Raw genomic sequence first — 12,630 nt, 5'->3', positions numbered from 1 at the left:
TCCTTTAGATTAGTAATATTGTTTATTTAGATATTCCATTCTTCTTTGATAGCCAGGTATGCTTCATAAGGATTGACCGCATGCGTGATAGGACGCCCGACCACGATATAGTCACTGCCAATGCTGGCCGCCTGTGCTGGAGTGACAACCCGTTTTTGATCACCTACTTCGCTACCAGCTGGTCGAATTCCTGGTGTCAGACAGGCAAAGGCCGCACCAGTGGCCTGCTTGATCAAATCGACCTCCTGAGCCGAGCAAACGACACCGTCCAGTTCTGCTTCCTGAGCCTTTTTGGCGTAATGGACCACTGCATCCACCAGGCTAGTCTGGATATTCTGATCCGCCTGCATCTGCTCTTCCGAAGTCGAGGTCAGCTGGGTCACAGCGATCAAGATTGGTCCAGGTCCCAGTCCCTTTCTAGCCGATTGCATCATCTCTACGCCCCCAGCTGCATGAACATTGGTCATATCAACACCCAGCTTGGCCAACACCGACATAGCCGATTGGACCGTATTGGGAATATCATGGAGTTTCAGGTCTAGGAAAATGCTGTGTCCGCGATCTTTCAGGTCTTTGATAATAGCCGGACCTTCCGCATAGTAGAGCTCCATACCAACCTTGAGATAGAGTTTTTCCTGACTTGGGAAATGAGTCAAAAAATCAACGACTTCTTGACTACTTGCGAAATCCAAGGCAATAATGGGACGTTTTTCTTTCATAGTATCCTTTCTGTACACAGAAAAACCCTGCCAACTCTGGACAGGGTTCACGAAATGAGCTTAGAAATTCGACTTCTAAGATGCTTACCATGATACCTTTCCAGCCTCTCTGGACTCAGTTAAAGGTTCTATTTGACTCTATACTACTATTTTATTTGATTTCTGTCAACAGTTTTGAGAATTTCTGCTACAAATAAGGGCAAAAGATGAACTTAAGGATAGAAAACGAGCTTGTTTTGGAAAGCTAAATTTGATTGTGAGGCACAAACTGGATCACAAAAATGAAAACACTCATGAAACAATCACAAGTCAACAATAGACTGCCATATTTTTGATTTACAGCTTGAAAGCAAGAAAAGCAACCAGATTTACTGATTGCTCGCAAAGTATTAAATTAGAGTGCTACGCTCCTTTCGTATTGGATTTCAGAAGTAGCAACTCCGTGATACAACTGAATGAAAGCCTTGTAAGCATTATTATGGCATGTCAGCCACCCAGATACGCTTTTCTGACTTCATCTGATGCAAGTAATTCTTTTCCTGTTCCAGAGAGGACAACTTTTCCTGTTTCTAGGACGTAGCCACGGTCTGCGATAGCCAGGGCCTTATTGGCGTTTTGCTCAATCAAGAGGACTGTTGTCCCTTGTTTTTGGATATCTTGGATAATGTCAAAGATTTCTTGGATAAAGATTGGCGCCAGTCCCATTGAAGGTTCGTCAAGAAGCAAGAGTTTTGGCTGGCTCATGAGAGCACGCCCCATTGCCAACATCTGCTACTCACCTCCTGAAAGAGTGGCTGCATCTTGGTTCTTACGTTCTTCTAAGCGTGGGAAACGGTCAAAAATCTTTTTCAGATTTGCCTGATTTTCCTCACGGTTGTTACGAAGAAAGGCACCCATTTCTAAGTTTTCCATAACCGTCAAGCCTGCAAAAACGTGACGACCTTCTGGTACTTGAGACAAACCATCTGCCACGATTTTACGAGCTGGAACTTTTTGGATCTCATTTCCGAGGAAAGAAATGCTTCCAGCAGACGGACGAACCAAGCCTGAGATGGTGCGGAGGATAGAGGTCTTGCCTGCACCATTGGCGCCTATAAGGGTCACAACTTCGCCCTCATTGACTTCAAAGCTCACATCCTTGACGGCTTCAATCGCACCGTAGTTGACGGAAAGATTTTTTACTTCTAACATGGCCATTATGCTTCACCTCCAAGGTATGCTTCAATTACACGTTTGTTGGTCCGGATTTCTTCAGGCGTTCCATGGGCAATCAAACGGCCGTACTCCAGCACATAAATCCGCTCAGTCACTTTCATAACCAGGCTCATATCGTGCTCAATCAGAATAATGGTAATACCAAATTCCTTTTGAATACGGCGGATGAGTTCGGTCAATTCTGCCGTTTCCTGCGGGTTCATACCAGCCGCTGGCTCATCCAAGAACAAAATTTTCGGTTCTGTCGCAAGGGCACGAACGATTTCCAGACGACGTTGCTGACCATAAGGCAAGTTTTTCGCCAGCGAGTCTGCATCCTTGTCTAAATCGAAAATTGCCAAGAGTTCCATAGCCTTAGCCTTCAAATCCGCCTCGCTCTGGTAATACTTAGGCAAGCGCAGGAAGGAAGCCAAGAGATGCGGTTTGTGATGATTGGCAAATCCAACCAATACATTTTCCAAAACAGTCATATCCTTGAACAGACGAATATTTTGGAAGGTACGTGAGAGACCAAGAGATGCAATCTTGTAAGGTGCCTTACCATTAAGCAAGTGACCGTCAAGCGTCACAGTCCCCTCGCTCGGCTCGTAAACACCGGTCAAAAGGTTGAAGAGGGTTGTCTTACCAGCACCGTTAGGACCAATCAAGCCGACCAACTCACCTTCATTGAGCTCCATGGTAACGTCGCCAACAGCAGTCAAACCACCGAAGTGCTTGGTCAAATTTTTAATTTCCAGAAGTGCCATCTTTGCCCTCCTTCGCTTTTTTCTTAAAGAATGATGAGAAGGTTAATTCCCATGTACCGAGCAGACCACCTGGACGGAAAACCATGACCAAAATAAGAGCCAATGAGTAAATAATCATCCGAAGGTCTGAGAAATTTTGCAGGAACATATTGAGGAAACCAAGAACAAGGGCCGCCAAAATCGTACCTGTCATAGAACCCAAGCCACCAAGCACCGCGATAATCAAGTAATCAATCGAACGCATGATAGTAAAGTCTTTAGGTACAACCGTACCGATATAACCAACGTAGAGAGAACCTGCGATACTTGATAGGATAGCCGCGATAACAAAGACTGTTACCTTGACCTTGGTTGTATTAACACCCATGGACTCCGCAGCGATTTCATTTTCACGCACAGCGATAACCTGACGGCCAAATGAGCTCCGTAAGAAGTTGAGAATCAGAACCGTCAACACTACTACAAATAGAAAGACAACTGTCCAAGTTGTATACGGCAAGATGCCTGTCAAACCAGCAGCACCGTTGGTCAAGTCACCACCATTGATAATGGCAATACGGATAATCTCAGCCACACCAAGGGTTGCAATAGCTAAGTAGTCACCCTTTAGACGAAGAGTTGGGATACCGACCACCAGGGCTACCAGGGCAGCTACAAGACAGCCCACAAGAATAGACAGATAAAAGCCTGCATAGGTAGGATTAGCCTTGGTCAAAATAGCTGTCGCATAGGCACCAATTGCCATAAAGCCAGCCTGACCCAGCGAAAACTGACCTGAAAAACCGAGAACAAGGTTGGTTCCCAAAGCCATGATGATAGAAATTCCAATCCCCATCAAAATCTGTATATAGTAAAGCCCCAGGGCACCAGAGCCAATCAAGGCAGAAAGAACTGCAAAGATAACAAGGACAAGAGCAAGCCAGGTTAAAATTGGTTTGATATTTTGTTTCATAAACTTACACCTTCTCCTTCACATTTTTACCTAAAATACCTGCTGGACGCACCAAGAGGATGACAATCAAGATACCATATACAACTGCATCACGGTAACTGGAAAGACCGACAGTTACCGCCAGGGTTTCCAAGAGACCGATGATAAAGCCACCGAGAGCCGCACCTGGAATAATACCAATACCACCGAGAACGGCCGCTACAAAGGCCTTAAGACCTGGCGCCATCCCCATCAGAGGTTCCACAGAGTTATAGTAAAGACCAATCAAGACCCCTGCCGCACCTGCAAGAGCAGACCCAAGAGCAAAGGTAAAACTAATGGTCGAGTTGACGTTAATTCCCATGAGCTGAGCCGCGTCACTGTCTACAGAAACCGCACGCATGGCCTTACCCATTTTGGTTTTTTGGACGATAAATTGCAGAGCCAACATGAGGAAAACAGAGACACCCAAAATCGTCAACTGAACATTGGTCACAGTAATCGGACCAAGGTTGAATTTAACCGTCTCAAGAGCTTGAGGGAAGGCACGTGTATTGGCACCAAAGAGATAAACCATACCGTATTCAAGGAAGAAGGACACACCGATAGCCGTAATCAAGGCCGCAATCTTAGTTGAGTTGCGCAATGGACGGTAGGCCAAGAATTCAATCAGCACACCCAAGGCTGCTGTTAAAACCATGGTCAAAACAAGCGCAACAAAGAAATTTAGCTGGAAGGCATTAATCAGATAATAACCAATAAAGGCCCCCATCATATAAAGGTCACCGTGGGCAAAGTTAATCAACTTGATAATGCCGTAAACCATGGTATAACCCAAGGCAATCAAGGCATAGACACTTCCCAAGATAAGACCATTCACCAATTGCTGGAGCATATAGTCACCAAACTTTCTATAACATAAATAATATCTGGAGAGGTCCAAGCCTCCCCAGATTACATTTTTTAGCTTATTCAGCGCTTACTGCTTCTGCTGAAGCTTCTGCACCGTTTTCCAATTTAACCATGATAGCAGATTTGATAGGGTTGTGGTTTTCATCGATTGAGATTGGACCAGTTACACCTTCAAAGTCTTTCAAGCCAGCAAGGTTTGTTGCTACATCTTTTGAAGTTTTTGCGCCTTCTGCTGCATCAGCTGCCATGTAGACTGCATCATAAGCAAGGGCCGCAAACATATTTGGCTCTTCACCGAACTTCTTCTTATATGCATCAACGAAGTTTGTTGCCTTGTCAGAAAGTGCTACTTTAGTAGAGTAACCAGATACATAATAAACATTTGTCGCATTCTTGCTGCCAGCACCTTCGATGAATTTAGCATCCGCAAATCCGTCAGGACCAAGGATTGGCTTGTCGATACCCATTTCACGCGCTTGTTTTGTAATCAAACCAGCTTCAGTGTAGTAACCTGGGATAATGATTGCATCAAAATCTTGATCTTTCAATTTTGTCAAAGCAGCTTGGAAGTCCTTATCGCCTGATTGGTAAGTTTCTTCAACAACGATTTCACCCTTGTAAGCTTCTTTGAATGCTTTAGCGATACCTTTTGCGTAGTCACTTGAGTTGTCTGAGTAAAGAACAACTTTCTTAGCATCAAGTGTCTTTGTCGCAAATGTTGCCATGACTTGACCCTGGAAGCTATCTTGGAAAGTTGAACGGAAGACATACTCTTCAACCTTACCATCTTTAGCTGTCAAATCGTCCTGTGTACCAGAAGGTGTAATCAATGGAACGCCTGCCTGTGTCGCACCTGGAGTTGCCGCAGCTACTGCACCTGATGTTGCAGGACCAATCATCGCAAGAACTTTTTCTTCTGTTGCAAGGTTGGTTGTAACAGTCGCTGCTTCAGCGTTGTCAGATTTGTTGTCTTTTGAAACAACTTCGATTTGTTTACCGTCGATACCGCCAGCTGCATTGATTTCCTCAACAGCAAGGTCAGCACCGTTTTTCTCAGCTTGTCCGTATGCTGCTACAGCACCTGATAATTCCAAGTTGTAACCCAATTTAATCGTGTCACCAGCTTCGTTACCAGCTGCTGATGAAGTGCTTGTTGGAGCTGCGCCACAGGCAGCAAGAAGAGCTGCAGAGGCAAAAGTAGCAATAGCTACAGCGAATTTTCTCGTTTTCATGAAAATACCCAAAATCTTTCTTAAATTTTTACGATGTATCTAATATACAGAATTATCAGAAAATTGTCAACAAAAATGATAAAAATTTTTAAAAATTTTTACAGCTCCAACAAAAAGAAAAGCAGGCTCATTTAAACCTACTCCTTCTCTAATTACAAAGTAACGGGATTTTGCTCGTCCCGCCATAGATTGCCAACAAAATTCTGATCCAGTTCCTTGATGTAGGAAGGAACTACTTTTTTGACAAACTTCTCTTTTTTGAGCTTGCTCATGACTTCCTCAGCTTTTTCTGCATTAACATATAATATAACATAACGCAGGCGCTTTGAATGGTAAATCATGTCACCGTAGTGGTTGAGTTTTCTGGAATCCCGATTATAATGCAAATAAACAGTTAGGCTGGTGCGTTCTTTTTTCTCAAACATGGACTTCTCCTCAGATATTTCTATCTATAATTATACCCTTTTCCAGGGAAAATGAAAAGGACCAAATCCAGCCCTTCCCTTATTTTATTTAGTTTTGCTGTTATCCATGATTTGGTCAATGAAGCCGTATGCCAAGGTTTCTTCAGCGGTCATCCAGTAATCACGCTCCGCATCCTTGTGGATTTGCTTGACTGTTTTACCTGAATTGTCAGCCAAGATTTTTTCTAATTTATTACGGGTTTTAAGCAAGTGTTCTGCAGCAATGGCCATGTCGGTTTGTTGTGTACCGCCGCCAGTTCCACCCATTGGTTGGTGGATCATGTACTCGGCATTTGGCAACATGAAACGTTTGCCCTTGGCACCACTAGATGCAATGATGGTTCCCATAGATGCTGCTGTTCCCATAACAATTGTCTGGACGTCTGCCTTGATAAAGTTCATGGTATCCACGATAGCAAGACCTGCTGACACAGATCCACCTGGGGTATTGACATAGAGATAAATGTCTTTAGTCGGATCTTGCGCATCGAGGAAGAGCAATTGGGCAATGATAGAATTAGCCATATTGTCCTCCACCGGTCCTGTCAACATGACGATACGGTCCTTGAGCAAACGGGAATAAATATCATAAGAACGCTCACCACGACTGGTTTGTTCAATAACTACTGGAATCATAAGAATACTCCTTTTCGAGATAGATATGTGCCTATTATATACCAATAGTCAAAATTGGTCAAATATTTAACACAGAAAAAGAAACCAGCCGAGCTGATTTCTTTATCTACTTATTTTGTACCGAAGAGGCGGTCACCTGCATCTCCCAGACCAGGGACGATATAGCCTTTTTCGTTGAGTTTTTCATCCAGGGCAGCTGTGTAGATGTCAATATCTGCATGAGCTTCTTGAAGAGCCTTTACACCTTCTGGAGCTGATACGAGGGCCACAAATTTGATATTGGATGCACCACGTTTTTTCAACGAATCAACAGCAAGAATAGCTGAACCACCTGTTGCAAGCATTGGGTCCACAACAAGGATGTGGCGTTGGTCGATATCCTCTGGTAATTTCACCAAATATTCAACGGGTTGGAGGGTCTCTTCATCACGGTACATACCGATGTGACCAACTTTGGCTGCTGGTACTAGGCTGAGCAAACCGTCCACCATACCAACACCGGCACGCAGGATTGGAACGATTGCCAATTTTTTTCCTGCAATCTGCTTTTGAACCGTCTTTGTAATCGGTGTTTCGATTTCTACATCTTCCAATGGCAAGTCACGCAAGACTTCGTAGCCCATTAGCATGGCAATTTCATTAACCAACTCACGGAAATCTTTTGTAGAAGTTGTTGTTCTACGAAGGATAGATAATTTATGCTGAATGAGTGGGTGTGAAATGACTTGGAATTTACCCATGATGATAAAACCTCTCTTTTTTGTTTTTTCTATTTTACCAAAAATTCATGAAAAAAGCTCGTGAATATTGAAAATTATCTTATTTTTTGAGAACAATTGCCTCATACGGTCTCAATACTTGTCCAGCCAAAAATGCAGCCTCTTCGTAATTATGCATAAACAAGGAATATCCCTCGCTCGATACTTCGAAGGCTTGCTCATCACTTGTGAAATTCACCAGAATGATGAAATCATCCTGTTCATCATATTTACGGTAGGCCATTACCGAGCTATTTCCTGTCTCCATCACTTCATATTTTCCTTCAGACATACAAGGATACTCTTTCCGAAGAGCGATTAATTTTTGATAGGTATAGAAAAGCGATTGTTTGTCTGCAAGTGCTTTTTCAACATTGATGTCTTTGACAGTATCTCCCAAAGTCAGCCAGGCTTGACCTGTACTGAAGCCCGCTCCTTCTGCTCCTGTCCATTGCATTGGACGACGAGCATTATCACGACCTTTGGCATTTATAGAAGTAATCAATTCCTCCTTGGTAAAGCCATTTTCAATCCGTTCTGCATACATGCGACGTGTTTCAATATCATCCGCTTGGCTAATATCCGTAATCGGTGTATTAATCATACCTATTTCCTCACCTTGGTAGATATAAGGTGTCCCTGACATAAAATGAAGATAAATAGCCAACATTTTACCACTTAGTTCACGAAATGCAGGTCGATCATCACCGAAGCGAGAAATGGCACGAGGTAAATCGTGGTTATTCCAGAAAAGCGAGTTCCAGCCTTTACCAACCAGTTCAGTCTGCCATTTGGATAGAACCTTATGCAGACGAGCTGGATCAAGCGGTGCCAAATCCCACTTTTCTTTCCCTTCCTGCTGATCAAGTCCGACATGTTCAAATTGGAAAATCATCGAAAATTCTTTTCGATCAGGATGCGAATATAACTGAGCATTTTCTGGATTGGCACTCCATGTCTCCCCAACAGTCACTAAGTCATAAGCACCAAAGGTTTTCTCATTTAATTCCTGAATCAGAGGATGGAGAGTCGGTCCATCGGCTGTAATTAATTTTTCCGGTTCTTTTCCAATCAAATCAATTACATCTAGCCTGAAACCGCCGACACCTTTTTCAATCCAAAAATTAATCATGTCCCAGATTTCTTGTTTCAGAGCAGGATTTTTCCAATTCAAATCCGGTTGCTTAACAGAGAATTGGTGGAGGTAGTATTTGTTCAGATGTGGAACATATTCCCAAGCAGAGCCTGAGAAGGTCGAGCGTAATTCATTCGGTTCATCGGCCCAAACATAATAGTCATAATAGGGATTATCTGGTCCTTTGAGGGCTTCTTGAAACCAAAAATGCTCGTCAGAGGTATGGTTGAGGACCAAGTCCATCACAATCTTAATATTTCGCTTATGGCCTTCTGCAATCAGCTCTTCCATATCTTCCATGGTCCCAAATTCTGGAGCAATTCCTTGGTAGTCACTGATATCGTAACCATTGTCATCCATGGGGGACTGATAAACAGGACTGAGCCAAATAGCATCAATTCCAAGCTCATGGAGATAATCTAATCGGCTGATAATCCCTCGAATATCTCCAATTCCATCTCCATTTGAATCTTGAAAACTACGAGGATAAATTTGGTAAATGACGGACTTCTTCCACCAATCTGTTTTTTGTATTTCTGGCATTTGAATGATCCTTTCTGTACAATCTTATTTACGCAAGAAAAAGGGGAACTCCCCCTCTTTCAATATAATCATATTATAACTCAATTTTGGTCATTTTACCCTCTTCTATTTCAACAATTTCAAAGGATTTTTCTTTTAGATTTGCTGTTAGGCGAGCAGACACCCCTGCATCTTGATTATCCCAGAAAATTTCCATACTTGTTTCATCCAACATCTTAACTGAGAACTCTCCATCAAATGCTGCGCTGGTATTACGGAATTTGAGGAGTTTGAACAAGGATTGTACCACAGGACGTTGCACTTCCTGCTCAATTTCTTCCAAATCATAATAGTGACGGTTGATGTTGCGGCCTTCTTTGGTTGCTTCGAGCAATTCGATATCATTTTCTCCTGCCAACAAGCCAACGTAGTAAATCTGCGGAATACCTGGTGCAAAACATTGGAGCACACGTGCCAAGAGATAGGCTTGGTCATCATTTCCTAAAGCTGAATAGTAGGTACAATTGATTTGGTAAATGTCCAGATTATTGTAAGCCTCTGTGCTATAAATCTTCTTGACATTTGCTCCTTGGGCATAGAGGGCTTCTCTTGTTGCCTCTGTTTCCTCATCTGTCAGCAAGTCCTTGACATCGACCACTCCGATACCATCGTGCGTGTCCAAGGTTGTAAATTGCTTGCGAGGGCAGATTTCCATCCAGTGAACAAGACGGTTGACATTACCTGAATAAAGAGCATGAAGGACCAACATCGGAAGGGCAAAGTCATAGACATAGTAGTCTTGCTCGGCGATTTTTTGCTGAATGGTGTAATGTTCATGGATTTCTGGTAGAATTTCCACTCCTTTTGGTGCCAATAGCTGACGCGGAAAATGAAGCATCTCCCAAATATCTGGCTCAACGAAGAAACAGTTGGTTCCAATTTTCTTATTGGCGTAGGCAAAGGCATCCAGGCGAATAATAGAAGCACCGTGGTCCGCCAGCTGTTCCAGATTTTCCTGAATAAAGCGACGAGTCGTTTCCGTTGTCACATCAAGGTCAATCTGCTCTTCATCAAAGGTACACCAAACTTTTTCCTCGCTACCATCAGCAAACTGGGCAATGCGATAGGGAGCACGTGGCTTCCGTTTGTAAATCAGGTCTATATCTTCCTGAGTCGGCTCACCATTTGGCCAAAAGTTTTTGTAGCGGATAAACAAATCTGCATAGACAGACTCATCTTTCTTTTCTAGGAAGTCAAGGAAATAAGGCGACTTGGCTGAGATATGGTTGATCATGAAATCAAACATGAGGTAATAGTCTTGACTGAGTGCCTCAATATCGCTCCAATCACCAAAAGCCTCATCAACCTTGGTATAGTCCATGGGTGCAAAACCGCGGTCACCTGATGAAGGAAAGAATGGAAGAATGTGGACACCACCGACCACATCTTTCAAGGGACCTTCCAAGACCTGCTTCAAGTCTTTCAGATTTTTTCCAAGACTGTCTGAATAGGTAATTAACATTGCTTGATTTTTTACTTTCATTTTTTTCTCCTTTTGAAAGCCTTTTCTTATTGTTTTTTGGTAAAAGGTTGAGTTGCCTCAACCTTTCGAGTTTTATTTAACAGATCCGCTGGTCATACCTGAAATGATATGCTTTTGGAAAACGAGATAAACCAGTAGGATTGGGATAATCCCAACTACATAGGATGCAAATGACGGTCCATAATCGCTGAAATACATTCCCTGGTAATTATACTGGAAGAGGGGTAAAGTCCACATATCCTGGTCGCGATTGAGGACCAAGAGAGGCAAGAGAAAGTCATTCCAGACCCAGAGGGCATTGATGATCAAAATCGTAGCGTGCATGGGCTTCATCAACGGAAAAATAATTCTCCAGTACATTGTAAACTTATCACAACCATCAATTGCTGCTGCCTCGTCCATCTCTTCAGGAACAATTGTCTTGATATAGCCAACATAGAGGAAGAGGGCCTGCGGCACTGCATAGGTCAGATAAAGAATAATCAACCCCAAAATATTATTCAAACCGAGACTAGACATCAACTTGGTCATAGGAAGCATAATCACTTGGAAGGGAACAAAAATTCCGATAATCAAGAAAAAGTAGATAAAGTTGAAAGCTGTTTGCCGCTTCATTTGGCGGGCCACTGCAAAGGCTGCCATAGGTATAACCAAAACAATCAAGCCAACTGCGACAATGGTAATCAGGGCAGAATTCCCAAAATATTGAACAACTCCATCTTCAAACAAGCGACTATAGTTGTCTAGTGTGAAATTTTCAGGCAAGCCAAAGAAGTTTCCTGTGATTTCTTTGGTTGGCTTGAAGGAACTAATCACCGTTACCAGTAGCGGAATAAACATAAAGAGAATGCCGCTGAATAGAATGAGATATACCCACCAATTGCTTTGTTTGGTCTTATTCATAAACATACCTCCTTATACTTCAAATTTCTTAGAAATCCGCATCTGAATCAAGGAAATCACAATGATAAAGATGAAGAGAACAACTGCCAAAGCATTGGCATACGAGAACTTATTGTCAACAAAAGCGTAGTTATAAACCAGCAAACCCAGTGACTCTGTCTTACCATCTGGACCACCGCTAGTTAAAGCGAAAATGAGGTCAAAGGCTGTCAAGCCAGATTTCATCGCTAGGATAAAGACCATACTGATAGATGGTAATAGGAAAGGCAATTCAATGTTGAAGAACTGCTGGGAGCGTGTCGCACCGTCGATAGCTGCTGCTTCCTTCACATCATCTGGAATACTTTGCAGACCAGATAGGAAAATGATAACCGGCATCGCCAGACCCTGCCAAAGAGCGACAAAGAGGACGGACGGAATAACAGTATTCTCTTGTACCAATAGGTTTTCCATTAACCAGTCGATTTGGAGAATTTCGCCAATCTGTGTAAAACCGTAGTTAAAAAGTTGAACAAAGATGAGACCCAAGGTTACCGTTGACAAAACTGCTGGGAAGAAATACCAGGTCCGGAAAAAGCCAACTGCTTTGATTTTCCGATTGAGCAGAGTTGCCAACCAAATACCAATCACAATCTCCCCAATGACTAGACCGATGGTAAAGATGATGGTAAAGGTGATACTGGTATAGAAGTCAGGGTCCTTCAAAATATCAATGTAGTTTTGAATCCCAATCACATCGTAACTACTGGATAAACCATTCCAGTCTGTTAAACTGTAGAACACCCCTGTTATCAAGGGATAGAAGAAAAAGATTAACTGAAGAGCGATTGGCAGAGCTACAAATAAGTAGGGCCAATATTTTGCAACAAATCCTTTTTGATTCATAAAGAACTCCTTTACTAAATTTATCAAGT

Annotated in this window: 12 protein-coding genes and 1 pseudogene; all 13 read right to left on the bottom strand. The window is 42.8% G+C overall.

Annotation, left to right across the window (positions count from 1 at the left end):
• Positions 1-26: 26 nt before the first annotated feature.
• Positions 27-719 carry an orotidine-5'-phosphate decarboxylase gene (gene pyrF, locus AB1F57_RS06700; protein ID WP_167785337.1) on the bottom strand — a complete coding sequence of 231 codons (693 nt, stop codon included), beginning with the start codon at positions 717-719 and terminating at the stop codon, positions 27-29.
• A 486-nt stretch (positions 720-1,205) separates the two neighbouring features.
• Positions 1,206-1,916, bottom strand: a pseudogene (locus AB1F57_RS06695) (ABC transporter ATP-binding protein).
• Entirely contained in the window at positions 1,916-2,680 is a 765-nt protein-coding gene (locus tag AB1F57_RS06690) for an ABC transporter ATP-binding protein (RefSeq protein WP_105111400.1), read from the bottom strand. Before AB1F57_RS06690 ends, AB1F57_RS06695 begins: the two are co-directional and overlap by 1 nt.
• Positions 2,661-3,632 carry a branched-chain amino acid ABC transporter permease gene (locus tag AB1F57_RS06685; RefSeq protein WP_105111399.1) on the bottom strand — a complete coding sequence of 324 codons (972 nt, stop codon included), beginning with the start codon at positions 3,630-3,632 and terminating at the stop codon, positions 2,661-2,663. Before AB1F57_RS06685 ends, AB1F57_RS06690 begins: the two co-directional genes overlap by 20 nt.
• A gap of 4 nt (positions 3,633-3,636) precedes the next feature.
• Positions 3,637-4,506: a branched-chain amino acid ABC transporter permease gene (locus AB1F57_RS06680; protein ID WP_105137216.1), complete on the bottom strand. Its 870-nt coding sequence runs from the start codon at positions 4,504-4,506 to the stop codon at positions 3,637-3,639.
• A gap of 73 nt (positions 4,507-4,579) precedes the next feature.
• On the bottom strand, positions 4,580-5,755 hold the full coding sequence (locus AB1F57_RS06675) for an ABC transporter substrate-binding protein (protein ID WP_367985523.1): 1,176 nt from the start codon (positions 5,753-5,755) through the stop codon (positions 4,580-4,582).
• Between the two features lie 152 nt (positions 5,756-5,907).
• Positions 5,908-6,180: a DUF2129 domain-containing protein gene (locus AB1F57_RS06670; RefSeq protein WP_105110523.1), complete on the bottom strand. Its 273-nt coding sequence runs from the start codon at positions 6,178-6,180 to the stop codon at positions 5,908-5,910.
• Between the two features lie 84 nt (positions 6,181-6,264).
• Positions 6,265-6,855, bottom strand: a complete 591-nt coding sequence (locus AB1F57_RS06665; protein WP_105110524.1) for an ATP-dependent Clp protease proteolytic subunit — start codon at positions 6,853-6,855, stop codon at positions 6,265-6,267.
• A 110-nt stretch (positions 6,856-6,965) separates the two neighbouring features.
• Entirely contained in the window at positions 6,966-7,595 is a 630-nt protein-coding gene (gene upp, locus AB1F57_RS06660; RefSeq protein ID WP_105110525.1) for a uracil phosphoribosyltransferase, read from the bottom strand.
• A gap of 79 nt (positions 7,596-7,674) precedes the next feature.
• Positions 7,675-9,291: an alpha-glucosidase gene (locus AB1F57_RS06655; protein ID WP_367985522.1), complete on the bottom strand. Its 1,617-nt coding sequence runs from the start codon at positions 9,289-9,291 to the stop codon at positions 7,675-7,677.
• 73 nt (positions 9,292-9,364) lie between these two features.
• The gene (gene gtfA / locus AB1F57_RS06650) at positions 9,365-10,813 is read right to left on the bottom strand and encodes a sucrose phosphorylase (RefSeq protein WP_367985521.1); all 1,449 of its coding nucleotides are present in this window, start codon (positions 10,811-10,813) and stop codon (positions 9,365-9,367) included.
• A gap of 72 nt (positions 10,814-10,885) precedes the next feature.
• Positions 10,886-11,716: a carbohydrate ABC transporter permease gene (locus AB1F57_RS06645; RefSeq protein ID WP_170238784.1), complete on the bottom strand. Its 831-nt coding sequence runs from the start codon at positions 11,714-11,716 to the stop codon at positions 10,886-10,888.
• A 12-nt stretch (positions 11,717-11,728) separates the two neighbouring features.
• Positions 11,729-12,601 carry a carbohydrate ABC transporter permease gene (locus AB1F57_RS06640; protein ID WP_105110529.1) on the bottom strand — a complete coding sequence of 291 codons (873 nt, stop codon included), beginning with the start codon at positions 12,599-12,601 and terminating at the stop codon, positions 11,729-11,731.
• Positions 12,602-12,630 lie beyond the last annotated feature (29 nt).

Source organism: Streptococcus nasisuis, from assembly GCF_040836615.1.
GTDB classification, from domain to species: Bacteria; Bacillota; Bacilli; order Lactobacillales; family Streptococcaceae; genus Streptococcus; species Streptococcus suis_V.
Note: the sequence above shows the minus strand (reverse complement) of the source record. Positions and strands in the feature narration are given on the sequence as shown.